This is a genomic window from Thermogutta hypogea, assembly GCF_055386265.1.
This window is the reverse complement of record NZ_AP042425.1, coordinates 2,131,445-2,156,879: the sequence shown is the minus strand read 5'-3', so window position 1 is coordinate 2,156,879 and position 25,435 is coordinate 2,131,445. Positions and strand designations below refer to the sequence as shown.

16 protein-coding genes are annotated in these 25,435 nt (G+C 62.6%); 12 read left to right on the top strand and 4 right to left on the bottom strand.

The annotated features are described in order from the left end of the window. Positions 1-4: 4 nt before the first annotated feature. From ACZ5B4_RS07740 to ACZ5B4_RS07730, 3 genes are all read right to left on the bottom strand, one after another. Positions 5-1,348, bottom strand: coding sequence for a cytochrome b family protein (locus ACZ5B4_RS07740; RefSeq protein WP_464913859.1), 1,344 nt, complete (start codon positions 1,346-1,348; stop codon positions 5-7). Between the two features lie 61 nt (positions 1,349-1,409). Further along, complete coding sequence (locus ACZ5B4_RS07735) at positions 1,410-2,183, bottom strand: cytochrome b N-terminal domain-containing protein (protein ID WP_464913858.1); 774 nt, start codon at positions 2,181-2,183, stop codon at positions 1,410-1,412. A gap of 8 nt (positions 2,184-2,191) precedes the next feature. Further along, positions 2,192-2,839 (bottom strand): QcrA and Rieske domain-containing protein, encoded by a 648-nt coding sequence (locus ACZ5B4_RS07730; RefSeq protein ID WP_464913857.1) that lies wholly within the window; start codon positions 2,837-2,839, stop codon positions 2,192-2,194. A 409-nt stretch (positions 2,840-3,248) separates the two neighbouring features. Here ACZ5B4_RS07730 and ACZ5B4_RS07725 point away from each other — a divergent pair, with 409 nt between their 5' ends. The 11 genes from ACZ5B4_RS07725 to ACZ5B4_RS07675 all read left to right on the top strand — a co-directional run bounded on the left by ACZ5B4_RS07725 (position 3,249) and on the right by ACZ5B4_RS07675 (position 22,666). Further along, positions 3,249-4,283: a uroporphyrinogen decarboxylase family protein gene (locus ACZ5B4_RS07725; RefSeq protein WP_464913856.1), complete on the top strand. Its 1,035-nt coding sequence runs from the start codon at positions 3,249-3,251 to the stop codon at positions 4,281-4,283. A 226-nt stretch (positions 4,284-4,509) separates the two neighbouring features. After that, positions 4,510-6,645, top strand: coding sequence for an outer membrane protein assembly factor BamB family protein (locus tag ACZ5B4_RS07720; protein WP_464913855.1), 2,136 nt, complete (start codon positions 4,510-4,512; stop codon positions 6,643-6,645). Between the two features lie 252 nt (positions 6,646-6,897). Further along, a complete protein-coding gene (locus ACZ5B4_RS07715) occupies positions 6,898-8,472 on the top strand; it encodes a glycoside hydrolase family 5 protein (protein WP_464913854.1) in 1,575 nt (524 codons plus the stop codon). 262 nt (positions 8,473-8,734) lie between these two features. Continuing rightward, positions 8,735-9,787 (top strand): AAA family ATPase, encoded by a 1,053-nt coding sequence (locus tag ACZ5B4_RS07710; RefSeq protein WP_464913853.1) that lies wholly within the window; start codon positions 8,735-8,737, stop codon positions 9,785-9,787. Further along, entirely contained in the window at positions 9,738-10,643 is a 906-nt protein-coding gene (locus tag ACZ5B4_RS07705) for a DUF58 domain-containing protein (RefSeq protein WP_464913852.1), read from the top strand. The genes ACZ5B4_RS07710 and ACZ5B4_RS07705 overlap by 50 nt, the downstream gene beginning before the upstream one ends. Positions 10,644-10,766: 123 nt before the next feature. Continuing rightward, a complete protein-coding gene (locus ACZ5B4_RS07700) occupies positions 10,767-12,977 on the top strand; it encodes a VWA domain-containing protein (RefSeq protein WP_464913851.1) in 2,211 nt (736 codons plus the stop codon). Between the two features lie 36 nt (positions 12,978-13,013). After that, positions 13,014-15,374: a hypothetical protein gene (locus ACZ5B4_RS07695; RefSeq protein WP_464913850.1), complete on the top strand. Its 2,361-nt coding sequence runs from the start codon at positions 13,014-13,016 to the stop codon at positions 15,372-15,374. A gap of 126 nt (positions 15,375-15,500) precedes the next feature. After that, complete coding sequence (locus ACZ5B4_RS07690; RefSeq protein WP_464913849.1) at positions 15,501-19,298, top strand: coiled-coil domain-containing protein; 3,798 nt, start codon at positions 15,501-15,503, stop codon at positions 19,296-19,298. Beyond that, the gene (locus ACZ5B4_RS07685; protein WP_464913848.1) at positions 19,295-20,065 is read left to right on the top strand and encodes a hypothetical protein; all 771 of its coding nucleotides are present in this window, start codon (positions 19,295-19,297) and stop codon (positions 20,063-20,065) included. The genes ACZ5B4_RS07690 and ACZ5B4_RS07685 overlap by 4 nt, the downstream gene beginning before the upstream one ends. A 128-nt stretch (positions 20,066-20,193) precedes the next feature. Beyond that, on the top strand, positions 20,194-21,222 hold the full coding sequence (locus ACZ5B4_RS07680) for a prenyltransferase/squalene oxidase repeat-containing protein (protein WP_464914004.1): 1,029 nt from the start codon (positions 20,194-20,196) through the stop codon (positions 21,220-21,222). Between the two features lie 178 nt (positions 21,223-21,400). Continuing rightward, positions 21,401-22,666 carry an NPCBM/NEW2 domain-containing protein gene (locus ACZ5B4_RS07675; protein ID WP_464913847.1) on the top strand — a complete coding sequence of 422 codons (1,266 nt, stop codon included), beginning with the start codon at positions 21,401-21,403 and terminating at the stop codon, positions 22,664-22,666. A gap of 118 nt (positions 22,667-22,784) precedes the next feature. Here ACZ5B4_RS07675 and ACZ5B4_RS07670 read toward each other — a convergent pair whose 3' ends face one another. Further along, positions 22,785-23,996: a 2,3-bisphosphoglycerate-independent phosphoglycerate mutase gene (locus tag ACZ5B4_RS07670; RefSeq protein ID WP_464913846.1), complete on the bottom strand. Its 1,212-nt coding sequence runs from the start codon at positions 23,994-23,996 to the stop codon at positions 22,785-22,787. 340 nt (positions 23,997-24,336) lie between these two features. Between ACZ5B4_RS07670 and mdh the strand changes: the two genes are divergently transcribed. Continuing rightward, positions 24,337-25,284 (top strand): malate dehydrogenase, encoded by a 948-nt coding sequence (gene mdh, locus ACZ5B4_RS07665; protein WP_464913845.1) that lies wholly within the window; start codon positions 24,337-24,339, stop codon positions 25,282-25,284. Positions 25,285-25,435: the final 151 nt, after the last annotated feature.

Here is a 25,435-nt window from a genome sequence, read left to right as displayed (position 1 = left end):
AAGATCAGATATTCCAACCCCATTCCGGTAAATACAAAACGTAGTTTACGGCAAGAACATCCCGCAGAAGTATCTTGATCGGAATGAACATCATGAAAAGGAAAAAGAACATGGCCAAATGGTATCGGACGAGGCCGACGCGGCGGCGGAAAGCTCGCGTCGGACCGCGCAGCAGCACCTGAGGTAAGCCGACAAAATAGGCGACAAGAGTCGCCAGTCCCGGCCATTCGCGTAACAAGATCGCAACCGTACCGGACCGATGCTGTTCTTCGGAAGGCCGATCGAATGCCGTGCCGGGCGATCGTAACCGGGTCGAAAGCGGCTGCGGTCGCGTGGATTCGATCTTAGGGACGTCGCGCGACTCGAACGGCCCGTAGAAAGCCCAATTGGGACCGCGAAAAAAGACCCCGATCACGATCAGCAGCAGCCACAGTCCGAAGAAGCCGAAGACGAAGGCCCCCGCCACGCGCGGGCGAGACGCGATGGAATAATAGCCGCTGCCCTCGGGCGACGGATCCAGATACGGTAACGCGACCAATCCCAGCACGAGTATTGCCGGGATGACCACGCCCGCCAACCAAGGATCGAAATAGACGAGAAGTTCTTGCAGTCCCACGAAATACCACGGCGCCTTGGCCGGATTGGGAGTATGCAGCGGATCGGCCGGTGCTTCCAGCGGGGCGGGCAGCGCTAAGGACCAAATCAATAGTGCCGTCGTAACAACGATCATTGCGATCAATTCGATGTAAACGAGATCGGGCCAGACGAGGACCTTCTCCCTTTCCCTGGCCTCGCCTTCGAGCGGCGGTAATCCTCGCGCGATTCGATCGTCGTTCCGAACGGCGGACGACAATGCGGAATAAAAGTAGAACAGCGTCGCGGCGACCATCAGGACGATGGCGAAGTTGTCCGGCTGCCAAACCAGCTCGGAGAATCGGATGTCGGTCAAGGCGATGAGGAACGCCAAGGCGGGAATGTTCAAGACGTGGGGGCGGCTGTTCGGGGAAGTCAGCGGCCGCCTCAGTAGGATCAATGCGAACAGCAGGCCCCACCACAATACACACACGGTTGTCGCGCGAAGGGAGGAGTCGACGAGCCTCTTGACGGATTCGGGCGGGCCGGGCAATCTCCCGGTGAACAAGAACAGTCCGAGGGCTGCCGTCGCCAGTGCCGCGTACAGGCCGAAGGAAACCGGACTGAGCGGGAAGCGGCCGGTGGATCGCTCTCGCCGCCATGCCTTTCCCGTTTGGAAGACGGCAACGGCGTTGACCAGCGCCAGGAGCGCATAAAGCCAAACCGTAACGGTTGAGGCGGATCGGGGCGAAAACAGGAGCGGGTCGTCGATCATGGTTGCCGTGGAGCGAGGATCGAGGCGGCGATGCCGCGGCGGTGTCCGTTCAAAGGGTCCTTCATAACGGTCCGCTGATGCCGCCGTCCTTGCGTACCCGCCAGAAATGCAAGCCGCAAAGGGCGAAGACGGCTAGGGGTAATGCAATGCAATGCAGCACGTAGAATCGGTTCAAGGTCTCTTCGGTAACGTCGGTCGCTCCCAACAGCAGGTAGCGGACGTCGGACTGCGGTGTGATGAGCGGTTCACCGCCGGCGGTGATCCATGCGGAACCGGGGCCTTCGTGGCCGATGAAGGGAGCGGCCCCCGCCATGTTCGTGCCCACGGTCACCGCCCACATGGAAAGCTGGTCCCATGGCAACAGGTACCCGGTGAAGGCCAAGAAGAGCGTCAGGCAAAGCAGCATCACGCCGACGACCCAATTGAACTCCCGCGGGGGCCGGTAACTCCCGGTCAGAAACACACGCAGCATGTGCAGCATGACGATGATCACCATGGCGTGGGCGCCCCAGCGGTGGATTTCTCGGACCAGGCCGAAAGAGACGACGTCGCGCAGTTCCAACATGTCGGCGTAGGCGTGGCTCGCCGTGGGGCGATAATACAGCATCAACAGGACGCCGGTGATCGTTTCCACCAGCATGAGGAAAAACGCGATGCCGCCGAGACACCAGGTGTAGCCGATTCGTACGGCGTGGCGCGAGATCGCCACGGGGTGCAGGTGGAGCACGAGATTCGTCAAAACGACGGCCGCGCGGTTCCGACGATCCCGGGGGGCGGGATGTCGTATCACGCTGCGGTAGACTTGGGATCGGCGAATCCGTTGAATCAGTCGCATGAGTCCGTCTAGACCAATACGTAGCAATCGGAGGGCAGGCCCCGGCCGACCTCGCGGCGGAAGACGCGGGATGCATCGATCTCCACGTACCCGTCCCCGGTGGCTCGGATGGCACAGAGGTCCAGCGGGCGCGGCGCCGGGCCGCGGAGGTTGTCGCCTGCCGCATTGAAGGCGCTGCCGTGACAGGGGCAGTGGAATTCGCCGTCCGCTTCGGACCAGAGGGTCAAGCAACCGAGGTGCGTGCACGTCGCCCGATAGGCCATCAATCGCCGGGTGCCCCCGACGCGAAGGCAGACGATCCAAACGCCGTGGCTGTCGCGAAATCGAGTGTGGACGCCCTCTTCCGTGAATTCCGCGAGCCGGCCGGCGCGGAATTGCAGTCGATTGCCCAGGGAGGTATTCGGTACGGAAAACCGCAAGCTCAAGAAAGCCCACAGCCCCCCGATGCAACCCAAGATCGACATCCCCAGCCCAAAGCTGAGCTTGGGTATCGCGTAGGCGATGGTTGCAAGACATGTGCGAAGGTAGCCGCGGCGGGACCAAGGACGCGGCACGCCTTCGTCGGCGCGCAGCGTCTGCACCGCGGAAGTGTGATTCGAGTGTGGATCGACCGGCATGACGTGATCGTCGGAGGCCGTCTGGTCGTGACGGTTCATTTCGGCCTCGGCGGAGCAACAGGTACTTGGCGTCCCACGGCGGACAATACTGATACGCACGACCCCGGCATGGGGGTGGGGTCTTTTTCTTAATTTACACCGAGCGGGCGGCTTTCGCGCTATCCGTCGCAATAGGGTCTGTCGCGGCACGGAGTTTCCCATCGTCGCATGGCGGACCGAATGGTCGTTCCCGGCGGACAAGCGACGCTCGATCCTTGTCACAACGCCGTGCGCAATCGCCGGGTGCGGTTTGGCAACGCTCGGCCGAAGGGTTAGGATGAGACTCAAGTGACTGTCGGCAGGACGCGCGCGGTTGAAGACGCTCGCGTCCCGCCACCCGTCTCGGGCATTGAGGGACGGGGGAGGTTATTCTTTCCCCGGGATCCGCCCGGTGAAGAAGGGGAATCTCATGCGCGACGATCAGTGGGAGAATATGTTGCGGTTGGTTCGCGGCGAAGCGGTCGTGCCGGAGCCGGTCGGTTTGATTATCGATTGCCCGTGGCTACCCGGGTGGTTCGGGACGACCATTCTCGAATATCTCACGGACGACGAAACGTGGCTGGCCGCCAATCTGAAGGTCATGCGGGACTTTCCCGGCATGTGGTTTCTGCCCGGCTTCTGGGCGGAATACGGGATGTGTACGGAGCCGTCCGCCTTCGGTGTCAAATGCCGCTTTCACGAGAATGATTTTCCGCACGCCGAGCGCGTCTTGCTGAGTTGGCAGGAAACGGACCGCATTACCGTTCCCGATTGCCGAACGGATGGGCTGCTGCCGCTGGTCATCAAACGGCTGCAACATTGCCGGGGTCGCATCGAGGCGGCAGGCCATCGTATCCGTTTTGCAGTCAGCCGCGGTCCGATGAACATCGCGTCCTATCTGTTGGGGCAGACGGAATTTTTGTTGGGACTACGGTCCGAACCGGAGCGTGCCCTACGATTGCTGGACAAAGTCAGCCGCTTTATTGTGGATTGGCTTCGCTATCAGAAGGAATGCTTTCCCAGCATCGAAGGGGTTCTGGTTCTGGACGACTTGATCGGATTTGTGGGGCCGCGAGACTTTGAAACGTTCGCTTGTCCTTTCATGAGGCAGGTGTTCGCGGCGTTGGACGTGCCCGTGAAAATGCTGCACAACGACGCCCACGGCCTGATTACGGCGAAGTACGCCGAACGCATCGGCTTCAACGCCTTCAATTTTTCGCACGAGCATGGGTTGGAGGAAATACGTGCGCTGGCCGGGGATGAATTAGTTCTGGTGGGGAATATCCCGCCGAGGGATGTCTTGGCGGGAGGCACGCCGCAGGACGTCGTTCAGGCGGTACAACAGGCGAAGGCTTCCGTGAAGGACCGCCGGCGAGTGCTTTGGTCCGCAGGAGGGGGAACGCCGCCGGGGGTTACCTCCGAGAATCTTCGCGCCCTTTACGAAGCCGTCACTGCCTGTGGATGAGCCCTGCTAGCCGTTCCGATGGGGGAGATGGTACCGGCGAGCGGCAAGCAAGCCGAAACACAGCTTGAGGGCGGTTTGCGTTGGTTCGAGGGAAAGTATGATTCCGCCGTCTGATTATCGAACAGTCGCGGGAGGGGGCCGCTTTCGCGTTATCGTTCCGTCGCTTCGTCCGGTGCGGCGTCGCCGGAGCTTCCTGTTTTCGACCTGTGCGGTCTGGATCTGCTGTATGGCTTTCCTCGCTGCGGCATCGGTCCGGGGGCAAGTGGTGATCCCGTCGGTGGGGCCGGTCTATGAACTGACGGGAAGGCCCCGCGTGGACGAAATCGATAGTGCGTTGCGCGGACGCTTGCGGCAGGTGGAGGAAGCCCTTGCCGCGGGACGCGACGCCGAAGCCCTGCCGAATCTGCTGCGTTTGATCGAGGGCGCGGACGACAAGTTGGTGCCCATCACGCGGAATATGCCGGGGGTATCGCCGCGCTATGTGCCGCTGCGACAGTACGGTCAAGTATTGCTGTCGCGGATGCCGCCGGAGGCTCTCCGGGAGTATCGTCGCTCTGCGGACGGCACGTTCGAGGTATGGTATCGGCAAGCGGCTGCGGAGCACGACCACGAGAAATTGACGCGCTTGGTGGAATGGGGCGCTGCGAGCAGTTGGGCGGATGAGGCTTTGTGGCTGCTCGGCGAGTGGGCGATTCAAGACGGTGATCCCGCGGCCGCCCGCAGCCATTGGCTGCGTCTCCTTCCTGCGCCCGGCGGCGACACGTGGTGGGGAACGGCGGATTGTTCCTTCGAACAGCCGGCCGTCTTGGCTCGTTTGGTTCTGGCGTCCATCCTCGAGGGTGACGTCGCGCGTGCCGAGCGCGAGTTGCGGGAGTTCACAGCGAAATTCGCAACGGAGTCGGGACGATTTGCGGGGCGGGAGACGGCGTATGTGAACGTGTTGCAGGATTTGTTGGGAGAGATCCGCGCCCGACCGCTGCCGCCGGTCGCCGCGGACTGGCCGACCTTCGCGGGAAACGATGCGCGTTCCAAGATACTCCCGCGCGCTTTCGAGATTGTGCGACCGAAATGGAGGGCGAGCTTGCCGCCGCCGCCTGTCAGCACCATCAATGCGTGGATCCAGCCGGCCGGTGTCCGCAGCGGTACCGAACCCGCGGACGCTCCGTTGAGTTACTTTGCGGCCGCCGCAGACGATCGCGTTTGGGTCGCAACATCTCGGCAAATCCTGGCATGGGACGTTCGGACGGGGAAGCCGCTGTGGGGGCTGGAGGGACCCGTGGTGGTGGATTTCCCGGAACCCGGCTTGATGGAGGGCTTGCCGTACAACACTTTGGAACCGGGGCGATTCTCGTGCACGATCGCCGGGAGGCGATTGTTTGCTCGGATGGGTTTGCCGGTCACCGTTGCTCCCGTCTTGACCGGCGGCGGAGAGGTGCCGGAGAACTTCTTGGTCTGCGTGGATCTCGCGGAGCAAGGGCGGCTCTTGTGGAAAGCGACGCCGCCGGGCCGCGAATGGGCCTTCGAGGGGCCGCCGCTGGTCCACGAAGACAGTGTGTTCGTGTTGTTGCGGCGATCGGACATCCCCTCCCAGGTTTACCTCGCCTGTTATTCCGCGGATCGAGGAGAGAACCGTTGGCAGAGGTTCCTTTGCGCGGCGGATTCACCCGGGCGGGGCCTGCTTCATGAAATGGACCACCTGTTGCCGACCCTCCACGGCGACACGCTTTACGTGTCCACCAATCTGGGCTGCGTGGCGGCGGTGTCGGCCGGCACGGGAAACATCCGCTGGTTGACGACCTATCCACGAATTTCTCGGGGCGACTTGAGCCGCAACGAAATCTTTCGCTATCGATCGCCCTCGCCCTGTCTGTATCACAACGGCGTCTTGTATCTGGCTCCCCGCGATAGTCGTTACGTCTTCGCTTTGGACGCCGCGAACGGCCAGGTATTGTGGTGGAGTGAGACGGAATTGGAGGGAGTTACGTACCTTCTAGGCGTGGTCGGGGATCGTTTGGTCGCATCCGGAGATCGACTCTATCTTTTGGAGACGATGGGACCGCATACCGGGGAAGTCTCGCTTGTTTGGCCGGAGGGCAAGGAGCCGATGGGCGTCGGACGGGGGCTGATCGCCGGTAATCGCGTCTACTGGCCGACGGAGGACGCGATCTATGTTTTCGACGTCTCCGCCGGTCGTCCCGTGAAAGTCATGTCTCTGGAACCTTGGGGCCTGAGAGGGGGAAATATGGCTTTTGCCGGCGATACGCTGTTCCTTGTCGGCGCCACGGAAATAGCCGCTTTCGAGACGGAGATCGTGCCGGAGGATGTCGGCGAGGCTTCCGCCGGGGGCCCGCCCTCTGAATGACGGAAATCGGGAGAGCACGTTGGGAATGCGGATAGGAAGCCGGACGCGGCGGGCACGACTGCGGGGGCAAGGGGAAAGCATGGGTTGCGAGGGAGGACGTGGTAATCTTCTGATCAGGGAAACGCCGCCTCCGTACCTTTGGGGAATATTGTAGGAGTCGAGAACGTGAGAAGGGTCCCGCTATTTCGTTGCGTCTTCCTGTTTTTCTTCGGGATACCAGTGGTATGTCTGCCTGCCGGGAGCACCCATGCGATGGATGAATCCGAGATTCTTTGGGCGGATTTCGAGCCGTCCGCGCCCGTGGATGGATCGCGCCTCGCGGACTTGCCCGGACCTTGGGAACCCAAGCGAGGGGAAGGCCTGGCCTTGGTTCGCGATCCCGAACAAGGATGGTGTTTGCACGTCGTGATTCCCCCCGAAGCCGGTCGCGGTTCGCGGAGCGTGCAACTGAGCTTGCCGGTGGAGAAATTGCAGGGAACGCGCGTTCGGGTCTCGGCCCGAATCAAGGCGGCCGACGTTGCCGAGCCGCCGCAGCCGTATAACGGCGTGAAGTGCATGTTGAAGATCGACACGCCGACCGGCACCCTCTGGCCGCAACGAAATCTGCCGGGCGGAGGATGGGATTGGAAGACGCATGAACACGTGGCTGCCGTCCCCGCAAATGCCCGGAACGTGACGCTGATCTTGGGTTTGGAGGCTGTCACGGGACAGGCGTGGTTCGATGACGTCCGAGTGCGCGTCATCGGCCGGCAACGGTCGGCGCCGTCGCAATCCCCGCGGGAAGTCGTATTCAAAGGACATGCTCTGCCGCGGCTTCGCGGCGCGATGATCGGACCGCGTGTTTCGGACGAAGACCTGATGGAATTCGGGCGCGATTGGGGGGCCAACCACGTCCGTTGGCAGTTGATTTGGGGTGGATTCCCACGTAGTCCCGCAGATAGCGTCGGGGTCGCGGAGTATCGCCTTTGGCTGGAATCCGCCTTGCAGCGTCTGGATGAGGGATTGGAGGCTTGCCGCCGGGCGGGAATCTTGGCGGTCATCGATATCCACACGCCTCCGGGAGGACGCAATGCAGCCGCCGAATGCCGCATGTTTCACGAAAAGGAGTTTCAGGAAGCCTTCTTGGAGATTTGGGAGGGAATTGCCGCGCGGTACCGGGAGCATCCGGCCGTATGGGGATACGACTTGGTGAATGAACCGGTGGAGGGAGCGGTCGCTGAGGGACTGATGAGCTGGCGTGAATTGGCGGAAGTGACGGCACGGCGCGTCCGCGAGTTCGATCCCTACCACGCCATCATCGTGGAACCGGGGCCGTGGGGAAGTCCCGAAGGCCTGGACTGGTTTGAACCCCTGGACGTGCCGGGAATCGTCTACAGCGTCCATATGTATCAACCGCACGCTTTCACGCATCAAGGCGTGTACGATTCGGCGGTGGGTTTGCACTACCCCGGCGAAATCGGCGGAAAGTACTATGACAAAGAGGTGCTGCGGCAGATCCTCGATCCTGTGATTCGCTATCAACGGGATTACGGGGTCCACATCTATATCGGAGAATTCAGCGCCATCCGCTGGGCGCCGGATGAAAGCGCTTACCGTTATCTGCGAGACTGTATCGAGCTGTTCGAGGAGTACGGCTGGGATTGGGCTTATCACGCATTCCGCGAGTGGGACGGCTGGAGCGTGGAACACGGTCCGGACCGCAATGACCGCAACCGCACCGCCGCGCCGACGCAGCGGCGGTTGCTTTTGGAGGAGTGGTTCTCGCGGAACCAAAAGCCGGACTTTTCCGCTCCTTTGATACCGGTTATCGACGCCCACGCTCCGTGAATCGGACAGGACGCTCACGGTCGTGCAAAATGCGGTCGGCGGACGAGTGCGATTGGTTGACAGCGCGGCGCCGGGGTTTGCAGAATGAGCGGAAAGGGGCGAAATCGGGGAATCGTGATTCCAGGCGGCGTCGAAGAAGGTTCTGCCGTCCGCCAGGTTGCGTGCCGGTCTTCGGAGAGGCGAAGACATCGAGAAGCGGAGAATACGACCGACGCATGCCTTCCGGGGCATGCCCTCACGAATTTGGGAAAACAAAAACGAAATGGATGATACGGAGAGTCTGCGGCAACTGGCGGAAGCCGCCAACCGGCTGAAGGCCCAATTGGGACGAGTGATCGTCGGTCAGCAGAACGTCATCGACGAATTGTTGACGGCCCTGTTTGCGCGGGGACATTGCTTGCTCGTGGGAGTACCCGGCCTGGCCAAGACGTTGATGATTCGCACATTGGCGAAAGCCCTTTCGTTGAAGTTCAATCGCATTCAGTTCACACCCGACCTGATGCCCTCGGACATCACGGGGACCGAGATCATCCAAGAGGACAAGAGGGCGGGCACCCGCGAGCTTCGGTTCGTTCCGGGCCCCTTGTTTGCGAACATCATTCTGGCGGACGAAATCAACCGCACGCCGCCGAAGACGCAGGCGGCCCTGCTGGAGGCGATGCAGGAATATCAAGTCACGGTGGGGGGGCAGCGCCATGCCTTGGAGCAGCCCTTCTACGTCTTGGCCACACAGAATCCCATCGAGCAGGAGGGCACCTATCCCCTGCCGGAGGCTCAGCTCGATCGATTCATGTTCCACATCCTGGTGGACTACCCGGATGATGAGGCCGAGTTGGAGATCATTCGGCGGACGACGGCGGACCTGGAGCCGGAGATCGCGCCGGTTTTGGATGGGGAACAAATCCTGGCCATGCAGCGGTTGGTGCGGCGGATTCCCGTCCCCGATCACGTGGCCCGCTACGCCCTGCAACTGGTGCGAGCGACTCGCCCGGGAGTCGAAACCGCGCCGCAGTTCGTCCGCGATTTCGTTGTTTGGGGAGCCGGGCCGCGAGCGGGGCAGTATCTCGTATCGGCGGCCAAGGCTCGTGCGGGGATTCAGGGGCGAACACATCCCACGTTGGAAGATCTCCGCGCTGCGGCCTTGCCCGTCCTCCGCCACCGCGTCATTCTCAACTTCAGCGCGGAAGTCGAGGGCGTCCGTGCCGATGATCTGATTCGCCGCCTCTTGCACACGATCCCTTTGCCGGATGAAGAATTGACCGCCCGTGGAATACTTCCCAAAGTTCTTGGATCCCCGACTGCCGGCAAAGCTTGAAGGCTTGACGCTGCGGGCGAAAGCGATCGTGGAAGGCTACGTGGCCGGACGGCATCGTAGCCCGTATCACGGTTTTTCCGTCGAATTCGCGGAGCACCGCGAGTATTCGCCGGGCGATGATCTGCGTTATCTCGATTGGAAGGTCTTCGGGCGGACCGACAAGTTTTATCTCAAACGATTCGAGGAAGAGACGGACTTGACGTGCGGCTTGTTGGTCGACGCCAGCGAGAGCATGCGCTATCGCAGCGAGCGGGCGCCTTGGAGCAAGTGGGAGTGCGCCCAATGCACGGCGGCCGCCTTGGCCTACCTGGTGCTGCACCGTCAGGATCGCGTGGGCTTGACGGTCTTTGCCGAGCAGGTCCAAACGGTGCTGCGACCCGACGCCGGAGCGGGGAGGTTCAAGGATGTGGTGCAGGCCCTGGAGGCCGCTTCCCCGGGGGGAAGGACGGGGCTCGGGCATGTGCTCCATGAAACCGCGGAACGCTACCGCCGCCGCGGCCTGATCGTGGTGATGAGCGATTTCTTCGCGCCGCTCGCCGACGTCTCGAACGGGCTGCGGCATCTGCGACATCGCAGGCACGACGTGATCGTGGTGCAGGTCTTGGATCCGCAAGAGACGGAGTTCTCGTTTCGCGAGCCGATCCGGTTTCGAGGGCTGGAAGGTCTTCCGAAAAAATCGGCGGACCCGCGATCTCTGCGGCAGGCCTATCTGCGTGAATTCGGGCGGTTTCTCAGTCAGTTGCGGGCCACGTGCCGCGGCCTGAGTGTGGATTACCTATTGATTCGCACGGATTGGCCGCTCGATCGGGTGTTGACGCAATACTTGCTGACGAGATCCAGACGCGGCCGCGGTTGACATAAAGGTTGGAATTGCTTCTTGCTCAAGGAGCGGTTCGGGGATTGGGATCTTTTTCGAACCCCGGCCGCCGTGCGATCGGCAAGAGTATCGTGAGAAACGGTTATTTGACGAATGATCAGCATGTGGGGAACTCGTCCTCTCGCCTTCGGCTTCTTGCAGCCCGCCCTCTTGGGTTGGATGGCGGCGGCGGCCATTCCCGTGCTGATCCATTTGTGGAGTCGCCGGCGGCACCGTGAAACGGAGTGGGCGGCGATGGAGTTTCTGCTTGCCGCCTATCGTCCCAGGCGGTTGCGGCTGTTCTTGCAGGAGCTGCTGTTACTCTTGTCGAGGGTTGCCTTGATTGTCTTGTTGGTCTTGGCGGCGGCCGAGCCGGTGTGGCGGGGGCTTCCCGCCGGATCTCCCGCGACGTTGCGGACTCATCGCATCTTCGTGATCGACGCTTCCTTGTCCATGTCGGCGGAAGAAGGAGGAACAACGCGCTTCGAAGCCGCCAAGGCCGCCGTGGGGCGGCAAGTGGAATCAGCCGCCCCGGGGGATGCCTTTTCCGTGATTCTCGCGGCGGGCGTTCCCGATCTCGCCCTCGCCGGGCCGATCTTCGACCGGCGCGCATTTCGCGAGGAACTTCAGCGATTGCAACCGACGGACGGCCGGGCCGACTGGGCCGCGGCCTTGGCGCGGTGCCGGGAATTGATCACCGCGGCGCGGCAAGAGGCGTCCCGGCCCGTTCAATTCGAAGTGCTCTTGCTGACGGATTTGCAACGGGCATCGTGGCCGGCGGCCGCGGGGACGGCCCCCGTGAGCGTGACCGCGACACTTCAGCGCGAGGCGCGGCTCCTTGCGGAAACGGCTCGCCTCGCCGTGTTGTCCGTCTCTTCCGGCGAGTGGCAGGACAACGCGGCGGTGACGGATTTGGAGCTGGAATCAGGGGGGATGACGGTGGGCGAGGAGGCTGCCTGGCGGGCCGTCTTTCGTCGCTATGGATCGGATCTTGTTGCCCCCGTTTCCGTCCAATGGTTCCTTGACGGCAAGTTGGTCCGCGAATCGATCCTCCCTTGGGACGGTGAAAGGCGGAGGGAGGCGATGCTGAGCTACCGCTTCGATAGTCCGGGTGAGCACGAGGTCGAGGTGAGGATTTCGCCGGATGCGTTGAAAGGGGATGACGCGCGGCGCTTGGTCGTGCCCGTACGGCCGGCCGTGCAAGTCTTGTGCGTCGACGGCCGGCCTTCGAATGTGCCGTTTCAAGGTGCCTCCGACTATCTGCGTCTCGCGCTACAGCCGAGTGAAGAGGAGGGATTTCGGCGCGTGGCCGTCGAGACGGTGAGCGAAGCGGCCTTCGATGAAACGGATCTGCTGCCGTTCGATGCCGTGTTCTTTTGCGATGTTGCGGAGTTTACCGAATCCGAAGCGGCTCGATTATCCGCCTTTCTGAAACGGGGCGGCGGCGTGGCTTTCTTTCTGGGAGAGCGCGTGCGCGCGGAGAATTACAATCGGGTCCTGGCGGCGGGGCAGGGGGGAGCAGGGCGCATCTTGCCGGCGCGTTTGGGACCCGTCATTCGGCGCGATGCCGCTTCGAACGACCCTCTCGGTTACCGCCATCCCCTGTTACGGGCGTTTCAAGGGCAGGAATCGGCCGGATTATTGACGACCCCCGTACGCGCCTATTATCGCTTGGAAAAGATTTCGGATTCGAATGCGGAGACGGCCTTGGCTTTGGATAACGGCGATCCGCTGATCGTGACGGAGGCCGTCGCGGTCGGCCGGGTAATCGTGACGGCGACCACCGCGGATGCGACTTGGACGGCATTTCCGACGTGGACGGACTACGTGCCCATGATCCAAGAGATATTGGAATACCTATTGGAACCGACGCAGGCTCGCCGCAACGTGACGGTAGGTGACACGATCGGCGAAGTACGCGATTTGAAAAACCTCTCCGGATCGGTCGACGTCGAGATCGTGACTCCGGACGGTCAACGGATCCGTCGCGGCGCCGCGGTGGAAAAGGCCATGTTGCGCTGGAATTTCGACGGTACGGCGCGGGCGGGATTTTACCGCGCGGACTTGCGCCCTTCCGGCGTCGCCGAACGAGGTATGCCGAGTGGATTCGCCGTCAATCCGCCCGCCGAAGAGAGCGATCCGGCCGGTTGGTCGCCCGAGGAGTTCCCGGATCGGGTGCTGCCCGGCGTGCCGGTCGAGATGTGGAGCGGCACGGACCGGCGGCCGGCGGCCGGCGAGGCCGTCGCCGGTTACAACCCGGGCGCGCAGTGGTTGCTCCAACTCGCCTTGTTGCTCTTGGTGCTCGAAATGATGTTGGCCGTAAGGTCGGGTTGAAAGCGGGAATACCGGCGCATTAGAGAACGGTCGAAGATGGACGTTCCATTTTGGCTGCAACGCTGGATGGGGGCAGGGACTGCGCCGGGCGAAGGCGTCGCGGTCAAGCTCATCGCGCACTGGCCGTGGCCCGTGTGGGTCACCGTTGTGGTAATTATCGTCTTGGTAATTCTCGTCGTTCGGCTCTACCGCCGGGAGGAAGGCGATATTTCGCCCGCGGGCCGGGCCGGTTTGATCGCGATTCGTTTGGCGATTGCGGCGGTCGTCCTGGCAATGCTGGGGCAATGGACTTTGATGATTGAGCGGACCGGCTTGCCCTTCTTGGCGGTGATATGGGATGACTCGGCCAGCATGACGCTCCAGGACCGGTATTCCAAGACGGAAAGAGAATCGCTGGATCGTGCATTTCCCGGCTTGGCGAGCAAGCCCGCGCGATTCGAAATCGTCCGGCGAATTCTCTCGGCGCCGCCGGAGCCGGTGGCTCAGTGGAGCCGGGGATATCGAGTCCGCGTGTTCTTTTTGGATGGCGGCCGCGGTTTCGACTGGAATCCCGCCGATCCGCAAGGGAAGCTGCCGGAGGTGGAGCCTGTTCGCGAGACCTCGCCGCTTGGAGAGGCCGTGCTCGCGTCACTGGATGCGCTTCGCGGATCGCCGCCTGCGGCGGTGGTCGTTTTTTCCGACGGGGTTTGCAACGAAGGACCGGATTGGAAGGAGACGGCGGCCGAATTGAAGCGGCGGGGAACGCCGTTGTTCTTCGTGGGGGTGGGCAGCCCGGGGGCCGATCGCGATATCCGTTTGAGCGATCTTCGCATGGACGATACCGTCTTCCTTCACGATGTCGTCTTCGCCGACGTCCGCATCGTCGCCGACGGTTATTCGGGGCAGGCGGTGCCGATTCGCATCGTGGACGAGTCCGCCGACGCAACGTTGGTTTCTACCGTGGTCACCGTACAAGGCGATTCCTTCGCCGAAAGCGTTCGCTTGGCATTTCAGGCGGACCGGGTGGGCACGCTGGACTTACGGGTGGAGACGCCGCTCCAGGCCGGGGAGTTGCGGGAGGAAAACAATATTCTGCGGCGGTCGATACGCGTGCTGGACGAGCCGATCCGAGTCCTGTACGTCGAGGGCATGCCGCGATTCGAATACCGCTATCTCCGCAATCTCTTGTTGCGCGAGCCGAGCGTGTCCTTGGATTGCGTCTTGCAGTCGGCGGATCCGGAATATGCCTCGGACGCCAAGAACGTATTGCCGGGCGTACCGATGCGACGCGATGAGTTACGGCGCTACGACGTGATCATGCTGGGCGACGTCGATCCCGCTTGGTTTCCCCGTTCCACCTTGGAGGACATCGCGGAGTTTGTTCGCGATCCGGCGAAGTCCGGCGCCGTTGTTTTCATCGCCGGCGAGCAATTCATGCCGGCGGGCTTTCGGGAAACTCCCTTGGCGGCTCTGTTTCCGTTCGAGAGCGACCAGGTTCGGCCCGCTGATCCGGCAGGCAAGCCCGGACCGCTGCGAGTAGTACCCACCGAAATAGGAATGGGAAGCCCGGGCATGCAATTGGCGTTGGACCCTCGTCAGAACGCGGCGCTTTGGGAGTCGTTGCCCGATTTGTATTGGTATGCGCCGGTCGGCGAACTCAAGCCGGGCGCGCGGGTATTGGCCGCCCATGGATCGGAACGCCGTTGGAATGGAGACCCCGTGCCGCTCATCGTATTCCAATACGCGGGCGGCGGCAGAGTACTTTTCCACGCGATCGACGAGACGTGGCGATGGCGCTACCGCGGCGGTCAGGCCGGCTTTAGTCGCTACTGGATTCAGACGTTGAGATTCTTGGCCCGGGGGAAGTTGGAACGCGAACGGAGGACCACGTTGGAAAGCAATCAGCGCGTGTATCCGCCCGGCGAGCCGGTGATTTTGCGTGCTGTTTTCCGCCCCGGCGAAGGGACTCCGGTCCCGCCCGACTCGGTGACGGTCTTTCTGGAACGCGACGGAGCGGCCCGATCCCAATTGCGACTGGAGCGCCGCGGTGTGACCGGTCATGTCTTCGAGGGCAGAGCGGAGGATCTCCTGCCTGGACAATATCGAGCATGGCTCGCCGCTCCTATCGTCCCCGAGCCTTTACCGACGGCAAACTTCGAGGTCGAGCCTCCGAAGAGGGAAATGGAGGAACCGGAGCCGGATTTTGCCGGAATGAAGGAGGCGGCGAACACGACGGGAGGGGCTTTTTGTCGCCCCTGGCAACTATCGCAGTTGAGCCGTGCGCTTCCCACCGGGCAATCCGTCGCTGTGGAACGGTTGCCGCCCGTCACCCTTTGGAACCGGCCGGGTGTTCTCGTGCTTTTGTTCGGGCTTCTGACGTGCGAATGGTTGATCCGAAAGTTGCGCGGCCTGGCGTAGAATGGACAAGGAGTGCAAGTGCGGTTTGACCGCTTGTCGCAGGGGGCCTTCGGGTGCGCGTCGGCCGGCGAGAGGCCTCCGGTAGGTAGTTGAATTCCGTTTCGGCGCGACCGCCGCGGGAAATGCATGAGCGAACGGCTGATTCGAGAAATCGAGACACTGCGTCGCCGTCTCAGACGGGTAGCGATCCTGCGCGCCGGCGGCTGGACGCTCTTTCTCGTGATCGTCGCGGGGCTGGTCTTGGGCGCGGCCGACTATCTTTTCCGTTTTCGCGAAAGCGGAATGCGTTTCCTGCTGACCGGCACGTGGCTGGCGGTTGCGGGTGAAAGCATGCGGCGTTGGCTACTGCCGGCCCTGGCGTCGTCCATCCAACCCATCGCTCTGGCGATTTGGGCTGAAAAAGTATTTCCCGGCTTTCGCGGTAAACTGGCCGCGGCGGTGGAATTCGCCGGGCTCGTTTCCGGGGATGCCGCAGCGGACGGGGATCTCGGTGAGGAATCCGCGGCCTTGCGCGCCGCCGCCCTGCAAGAGGCCGAGCTGTTGCTGCAATCCGGCCCCCCGCCGTGGCCGTTACCCTGGCGGGAAATGTGGTCGGCGCTCGGCTTGGCTGCGGCGGCCGTCCTTGTGCTTTCCGCATTGGCTTGGGCGAATCCCGTTGCGACCGGAACGGCCGCAGCACGCCTCCTGAACCCTTTTCTGCATCTTCCCTGGCCGCAACGGACCCATTTGGAGGTCCAATCGTACAGCGATCGCGTGGCCAAAGGTTCCACTTTTGAGGTCTTAGTGAGAGAGGCGTCGGGACGATTGCCGGACGATGTGACCATCGACTACCGCTGGATCGAGAGTGACTCCCTTCCGGAGGAGTCGTATGTCATGGAACGACTGGGAGCGACGGCAAGGCACCGGCGGGAAAACGTCCGCTCTTCCTTTGCCTTCCGCATCCGCGGGGGTGACGATGTCAACGGCGAATGGCACAAAGTTACGGTAGTGGAGGCACCGCGAATCGTGCAATGGTCGCTGCGGCTCGTTCCACCGGAATACACGGGCTGGGCGGAAGAAATGAGCGACGGCGCGATCAAGGCCGTGGTGGGCACGAGAGTTCTGCCCCAGGGACGGGCGGATCGCACCTTGAGCAAAGTGACCATCGAGGTCTCCAGCGGGGAACGGTTCGATTTGGCGATCGACCGCGACGGTCGCTCCTTCGCCTTGGCCCCCGCAAAGCCGGACGGTTCGCAGTCCGAGAGTGCGACAACGCAGGGTGTTCACTCTCCGGAGAGCGCCGCCCGGGACGCATCCTCGCCGTGGTTGGTGCGGGAATCGGGCAGTTACCGGCTCTTCGTGGAGGCCGCCGACGGGACGAGGAACCCCGACCCGCCCCGCTGGGAGATTCGGGCCGTCGTCGATAAACCGCCGACCGCCTGGCTGGAGACGGCAGGGCGAATTCGTTACTCCACCCCTGAGGCCGAGGTGCCGCTGCTTCTCACGGCCCGAGACGACCTCGCGCTGCGGAGCGTTCAATACATCTGTGCGGACCCGGCCGTTCCTGCGGAGTTTCCGCCGCGGACCGTTTACCAGGGGACCGTGCCGTCTCCCCAGCGAGAGGAACGAATGTCGGAATGGGAGAAGTGGGGCGAATCGCGGTCGCTTCGCGCCGGTTTGAATCTAGCCGAGATCAACGCCGCTGCGGGAATGACCGTCGAGGTGCGAGCGGTAGCGGAGGACTATGCCGGGCAAACGGCGGAAAGCGCTTCGATCGCGCTGCGCATCGTGGATGTGCGGCAATTGTTGGATCTGACGGCGACGGATCGGAACCGAATCTTGGCTCAGCTCTCGCAACTGTTGGAACTTCAACGCCAAGCACTGGGAGACGTGCGTTCTTGGCAAGGGCGCGTGTCGTCGTCCGCTCCCTTGGCCCGACTGGATGCCGAGACGTTGGCGGCGGTGGAATTGTCCCAACGCCGGATCGGACAGGCCCTGGGCGATCCCGCCGTGGGGTTGCCGGCGGATATCGGCCGGATCGTGCAGGAGTTGGTGGTCGGCGGCTTGGGCGCACATCCCGATGTGCGTCGGTTGGAAGAGTTGGCGGAGTCGCTCCGCAGGCTCGAGCAAGAACACGGCGAGGCCGCCGAACAAGGGCTGACCCAGGCGGTCAAGAGCTTGAGGAGCCTTCTCAGCGAGAATGCGGCTGCCGATTCCCAAGGAATTCACCTTGACGAACAAGCCGCGAATCGGGTCGTGAGTGTCTTGGAGCAAGTGCTCGGGCATCAGCAAATTATGGAACGAGAGCTGCGAAGGATTCTGGAAAGCTGGGGAGTGTTACGCCGACAATTCGAGCTTCGTCGGCGGTTGGAAGACATCGTGCAGCGGCAGGAGGCCCTGGCGGAACGGGTGCTGCGTTTGGGGCAGCAAACTGTGGGACGTTCGCGCGAAGCCTTGTCGCCGAAAGAATTGGAGGGCTTGCGCGATGCCGCGCAGGAACAGTCGGCCTTGGCCGCCGAGTTTGATCGCCTGATGGAGGAAACTGCGGCTGCGGCTCGCCCCGCCGCCGATGCCGCGGACCGCAGGGATGAACCAAGGGATGGTTCCCTGTCGGCGGGGGAGGAAGACGTCGACCGGTCGCCGCCGGCCGAAAGCAACACCGATAGGCCGGACTTACGGCAATTCCGTGACATCGTGGATCGCGCCAAGGAGGCGGCGATTGGGGCTCGCATGCGAACGGCCGCGGCGGCGGTCGACGACAACCGTTTGAGCCAAGGACTGCAAACGCAACGGGAGGTGATCGCCGACTTGCGGGAATTGCTCGGGCGGTTTTCAGAGGGAGGGATCTCGCAAAATGGTGCGGAGGTTTGGCGGGAAGCCGCAAGCAAACTGGAAGAATTGATAGGCCGACAATCGAAGTGGCAGGCGGAACTTGAGAGCCGCCTGCAATCGGGCGAGAAACGACCGGAAATTTGGCAAGAGTTCAGTAGGCGTCAGGCGGTGGACGCTGAGGCGGCCAGGTCGATAGCGCAGGAGTTGCGATCGGGCAACGCGCCATCGGCCGCTGAAGCTTCCGCCGACGCGGCCCGTGCCATGAATCGCGCGGCGGATGCCGCGCGCGAGGCGGACGCGGAGGGCGCCGCGGCGGCGGCCCGGAATGCGGAGGCCGAACTGCGTCGCGCCCTCGCCGATTTGACGCAACGCATGGCGCGGGAGTCCCTCAGGCAAGCCGCCGCCGAGATTCGGCAGCAATTGGAAATCTTGCGCGGACTGACCGCGAGGCAAAAGGAGTTGATGCAAGAGACCAGAGAACTCGCATCCGGGGACAGGACGGATGCTGCGGTTCACGAGCGTCAACGGAGTTTGGCTGCGGAGGCGGCGGATCTCCGCAGCCGGTGGGTGGACCGGCCGTTTGCCACCTTCATCTTGGAGGAAGCCGAGGCCGCGATGGAGTCCGCGGCTCAAAGACTGGAACGCCGACTGTTCGACGAAACGACCGTGACCCTTCAGGATCAAGCGGCGGCGGCTCTCGAAAAGGTTGCGCAATCGCTGGCCGATCGTGCGATTTCGGAACCGGAAACACTGGGCGGAGGGCAGGGGGGACCGCAAGGACAATCCGGACAGCCGGTCGATCCGGAGTTGGCGCGACAAGCTCAACGGATGTTGGCGGAACTCAAATTGGTGCGCGAATTGCAATCGGATCTGCTGCGGCGGACGGAAGAATTGGAGGCGAGGCGGCGCAATGATGCCGCCGGGCAGACGGCGGCGGAGCTTGTCCGCCTGAGCCGACGGCAATCGCAGTTGCGTCGCATGTTGGAGTTACTCCTCGAGGGACCGGAGCCGTCGCAATCCGGTGAGGCTCCGCCTCGAGCGACGCCGCGCGAGCCGCCCGCGTTGATCCCGCCAAGCTCGCCGGGCAGTTTGGAGGATTTACTGACACCATGACCGCAGCAAATTCACGACGCCCGAGGCAGCCGGGAGCTGCGAGAATCACCCCGAAACGGAGGCATCTCCGAGATGATGTCGCCTTGTTCATGGGGGCCGTCGTGCATCTGACGATTTGCCTGGGTTTGCCCTCCGGCAGCATGGAACGGTTCATCCTAAGTGATGGCTTGGCGGCTACGATGGAAACGGCGCCCGCGGCGGAGCGGAGTGCGGATTCCGTTACCCGTTCCAGCACGGCCTCCGAGCAGCCGCGCGATCCGCTTGCCGAAGTCCTCCAGTGGATGGAAGAAAGCGAAAAGAGACTCAATAGCGGCGACACGGGGCCGGGTACACGTCAATTGCAACAAAACGTGGTGAAACGTTTGGAAGAATTGATTCGCCAGGCGGAAGGGGCTTCGGCGTCTGCTTCGGCTTCCGCCCGGCAATCCCAAACCCCGCCGATGCCATCGTCCGAAGAAGCGGATGATTCCGCGACCGCCGCGAGGCCGGGGGAGAATCAACCGGGCCGGGGAGAAACTCAAGGCGGCGGCGAAAACTCGGCGGAAGATCTGCGGATGGTCCTGCAACGGATTTGGGGTGAACTGCCGCAGCGGGAGCGAGACATTCTCATGCAGCGTGGGGCCGAGTCCTTCCTCCCTAAGTATCGCCCAATGATCGAAGCCTATTTTCGACGTTTGTCGGAAGGGCGCGCCGCGAGCGGGAAGGACCGCATCATGACCGTCCCGCGAGCGACGATGACGTTGCCGAAGACGGAGGGGCGGCAATGACAACGCGAAGGGTCGCCGGACGGATATCGGACCTGTCTCTGCCGCGGTCGATCGAGGGGAGAATTCTCCCGAGGGCCGAGCGAGTACTTGGTCGCACCCGTGGCCGGAGACGACCCGTCTTGTGGCGGATGGTGGGGATTCTGGCCGTGGTGTTGGGTGCGGGGGCTTCGGCGCGGGCTGAACTCGCCGGTAACGCCGACGTGGCCGAAGCTGCGGCGGCGGGCATGATGACTCCTGCGGCGGAACGGGCCGTGGCGGGCGGTCTGAAGTATTTAGCCGCTCGTCAGCGAGAGGACGGATCTTTCGGCAGCGGCGCATATCGGGGCAATGTGGCGGTGACGGCCTTGGTCGGCATGGCCTTTCTGGCGGAGGGTAGTCTTCCCAACCGCGGCCCGCACGGGGACGTGACGGATAGGGCCATGCGATACATCCTCGACCAGTGTCGGGAAAACGGCCTGATTCTAAACGCGCCTTCAGCCAGCCGCGGCCCGATGTACGAACATGGATTCGCCACTTTGTTCCTGGCCGAATGCCTTGGGTCGACGTCCCGGCCGGAGCTCCGCGAAAAACTGGCCGCCGCGACCAACTTGATCGTGAACACGCAGAATGCCGAGGGCGGTTGGCGCTATCAGCCGCAGAAGCTGGATGCCGATATTTCCGTGACGGTCTGTCAGATCATGGCCCTCCGGGCGGCACGGAATGCCGGCTTGCACGTCCCCAAGGAGACCGTCGATCGGTGTATCGATTATGTGCGGAGGTCGCAGAATCCGGACGGCGGTTTCCGCTACATGCTGACTCCCGGCGAGAGCGGTTTCGCCCGATCGGCCGCCGGCATGATGGCCCTGTTCTCGGCGGGAATCTACGAGGGATCGGAAGTCGAAAACGGTATTCGATACTTGCTCGACTTCGTACCGCAGCCGGGGGTCATCCGGCAGGAACCGTATTATTTCTATGGGCACTATTACGCCGTGCAAGCCATGTGGCAACGCGGGGGCGATGCGTGGATTCGCTATTATCCGGCCATTCGCGATGAATTGATTCGCCGCCAATCCCCCGACGGCTCTTGGGCCGACCCCATTTCTCCCGAATACGGCACCGCCATGGCGTGCCTGATCCTCCAGGTCCCGAACGGCTATTTGCCGATCTTTGAACGTTGAATGGAAAAGTCCGGATGCCGCTCGATCCCGGGAATACGCGCATGACGGATGTTACGCAAACCGGATTGCAAGGAGTCATGTCCTGATGGCTGGGAGTCGTCTCGCGGCAAAGAGGCGTTGCTCGACGAGCGAGGGGAATCCTTGCTCGCGCCGGACGGCCGTCGCCGGAGTTCTGGCCATGTTGGTGACGGGCGGTCGTGGAGCCGTTTACAGCTCCGCTTTTTCCGGAAGTAGTCACTCTCCGGACGCAGGCATGGAAGTCGCGCCGTGCCTTTTGGTCGACGAACCGCCGTCGCGAGCAGGTCTGGCAGGTTTCGATCCCGCGGGCGAGATTCGTTTGCTCATTCCCGAGGCCGACGCACCCGAATCGCGAATCCTCACGAAAAGCATCGAGGACTTGGTGAGTTGGGGGACGTGCCCCGATCTTCAGCCGGGCGGGAATTATCTCTATTTCGTCGATGGCACGTTGTTGAGCGGCAGTTGGCAGGGCTGGGAAAAAGGTGTGCTTCGTTGGCGCCACGCCCGGGTCGGCGACTTGCGAGTGCCGTGTGAGCAGTTGGCCGGCCTCATGGTCGCGGCACCGTCCTCGGTCCTCGCGAGAGATCGTTTGCTGGATCGCATTGCCGCGGGAAACAGCGAGTACGATCGCGTGATCTTTACCAACGGCGATGAACTTCGGGGACGTGTCCTTCAGGGAGATGCGTCCGCCGTTCGGATTGTGAGTGATTTCGGCTCGGTTGACGTGCCGGCATCTCGCATCGCGGCCGTGGGGTTTCGCGGGTCCGGAGTTCCGCGATCCGTTTCCGGGTCGGTGGCGCTGGGGCTGCAGGATGGTTCGCGTCTGATCGTCCGCGAACCGGTGAACGGCAGATATCCTTTGGATATCGAGCGTCAAGCGGGAAAGGCCTCCGGGACGGAGTCGCTCCATCGGATCCGTTTGGCAGAACGGGCGACGCAACCGGAGACCTGGGATTTCGTGGCGGCGGTGAAATATCTGCACGCGTTCGGCGGACGTGTGATTTACCTATCGGATCGTGCTCCTACGGAATACGTGCATGTGCCCTATTTGACGTACCCCCAACCGCTAGGCCGAGACCGGACGCCGCGCGGGGCGTATTTACGGAGCGGCGGGGCGCTGTATCTGAAAGGCTTGGGGACTTACAGCGCGTGTCGCGCCACCTACGACTTGGCCAAACAGGTTCGGAGGTTCTGCGCCGAGGTGGTGATGGACGACGCCGCGCGGGGACGAGGCGATGCCGCTTGCCGCATTTTGGTGAACGGATCGACCGTCTGGCGGACGGACACGCTACGGACGACGTCGGTGCCCGCTCGTGTCAGCCTCGACGTGGCGAACGCCGAACGATTGGACTTGATCGTGGAGTTCGGTCCGCGGGCCGACGAGTTGGATTACGTGGACTGGCTCAACGCACGATTGATCCGGTAACCGTTGCGGCAAGTGGGCCGTTATGCGGCAACGGATCGAATCGCTCCCTCTTATCCGGCCGCGGCATGCGGGAGGCAGAACACCGCCTGCGGAGCGACAGGAGGACGGGCGACGCGGTTTACGCGCCGAACTTGGCGAGCCTGCCCGCGTGGGCCAAGGCGAGCGGCATCAAGTAAACGGCCTCGAAGTGCCCCAACCCGCCTTGGAGACAGGCCTTTTCGCTGAAGGCTTGGGCCGCATCGGGGCGGCAGCTATCCGCTACCAGGAGCGTCGGCACGGGATGCCAACTGTGGCTCTTCATTTTGGCGGGGGTGCTGTGATCGCCGGTGACGATCAGGACGTCGGGTCGCAAGGCCTCGACGCGCGGAAAGACGGAATCGAACGTCTCGATCATCTTGACCTTGGCATCGAAGTCGCCGTCTTCGCCGCGGCTGTCCGTATACTTGAAATGAACGAAGAAGAAGTCGTAGTCGGTCTCTTTCCACGCCTTCTCCAAGACGTCGATCTCTTCTTCGAGGGTGGCCGATTTTCCTAGCAGATTCATGCCCACCAGGCTGGCCAGGCCTTTGTACATGGGATAGACCGCGATGGCCGCCGCCTTCAGGCCGTAGGCTTCTCGGTAGCTGGGGAGTTGAGGCCGCTTCGAAAACCCTCGCATGGTCAAACCGTTGGCTTTACGCTGCGAGGCCAGGATTTTGCGGGCCTGCGCGACGAACTCTTTGGCGATCTCGGCGGTTTTGCGCGAGGCTTCGTCGTGCGGAACGGGGTCCAGAGGCGGTTTTCCGACCACTTGCGGATCGGTGTCGGCGACATCGGCCCCCAGTCCTTCTCCGCGAAATACGACCACGAAACGGTGTTCCTTCACCGGTTCCACGAAGATTTCGACGCCGGGAATCCGGACGGCGCGTAGGGTGGCGACCACGGCGGCGCTTTCTTCACTCGCGATCCGGCCGGCTCGGCGATCCGTGATCTTGCCCTCGGCGTCCAGCGTGCAGAAATTGCAACGGATGGCGACGTCCTTGGGGCCGACGGCAAAGCCGATGCCGGTGGCCTCCAATACGCCGCGGCCGATCACGTACCGGAGCGGATCGTAGCCGAACAGGCCGAGGTGTCCCGGCCCGCTTCCCGGCGTGATGCCGGGCTTGATGGGCGTCATCAACCCGCATACTCCCCGTTTGGCGAGACGATCCAGATTGGGGGTTTGGGCCGCTTCCAGTTCGGTCGGCCCCTCGGGCGTCAGGGGGAGGCCGCCCAGACCGTCGGCGACCATCATCACGATGCGACCGCCCCGCTCTTCCTTCAATTGCGATACCACTTCTTGGATGTTCATGGGGGAAAGCTCTCCGTGAGATGCCCGGGCGTCCTTCGCCGCGTCGTGAGTCGGGACGGCTTTCCGAACCAAAGCGCCGCCGCCCCACGTCTAATCCTTCTCATCTTGGCCTTTCGCGAGTCGGCTCACAAGGGGCGGGCGAGCCGGGCCGTTCGCGGACTTTCCTTTTCCCGACGAGTGGGCAAAAATAACAAGCTCCCGGGAGGGATCGCCAACGTCGTGGAACACGAGACGTTGCCGGTACGGCGTCACATGACCGCAACACGTCGCGCGAGTGGGCTCGGCGGCGGACTGGGAAGCATTCTTTACGGGAAGCACTTGAGAAAGGAACGACGATCCGATGAAACGTGCCAAGATTTCCATCATTGGAGCGGGAAACGTCGGGGCCACCACGGCGCATTGGTGTGCGTCTTTGGAGTTGGGAGATATCGTGCTCTTGGATATCCCGGAGGCGGGCGACATGCCCAAGGGTAAGGCCCTGGACCTGATGCAAGCCTCTCCCATCATGGGTTTCGATGCCGACATTCGCGGCACCGTCGATTACGCGGACACGGCGAATAGCGACATTGTGGTGATTACGGCGGGGATCCCTCGTAAGCCGGGGATGAGTCGGGATGACTTGCTCGCCACGAACGCCAAGATCGTAGGCGGGGTGGCCGAACAAATCAAGAAGACCAGTCCTCATGCCATCATCATCGTGGTCAGCAATCCCTTGGACGCCATGGTGCAACGCGTTTGGCAGGTCACGAGCTTTCCCCCGTACCGCGTCATGGGCCAGGCCGGCGTGTTGGATACCGCGCGGTTTCGGACCTTCGTCGCAATGGAGCTGGGCGTCAGCGTGGAGGATGTCGCGGCGATGTTGCTGGGCGGACATGGGGACACCATGGTACCGCTGGCGAGTTGCAGTTCGGTGGGCGGAATACCCCTCACGCAGTTGCTTTCCAAGGAAAAGCTGGACGCGATCACGCAGCGAACGCGAGACGGCGGCGCCGAAATCGTGAAGTTGCTCCAAAAGGGAAGTGCTTACTACGCTCCCGCCGCCGCCACGGCGCAAATGGTGGAGGCCATCGTGAAAGACAAGAAGCGTCTCCTCCCCTGCGCCGCCTATTGCGACCGGGAGTACGGCGTGGGAGGCTACTACATCGGCGTGCCCGTCATCCTCGGAAAAGAAGGCGTGGAGAAGATCATCGAGTTGGCAATGTTGCCTGATGAGGAAGACGCATTCCGCAAGAGCGTTGAGGCGGTCAAGGGGCTGGTGCAAACCATGAACAAATTGGTCCGGTCCTAGGGACCGGATTCGCCTCACCGCGCTATCTCTTGAATATAGTCTAGCGCGATTGCATGGAAGGCAGTGCAAGCAGGCGGCCCGCTGCGCGATCGAAAGGCGGCGGGCCGTTTCCGTGTGGTGTTACCGCGTCGATGCGGGGAAACGGCGAAAA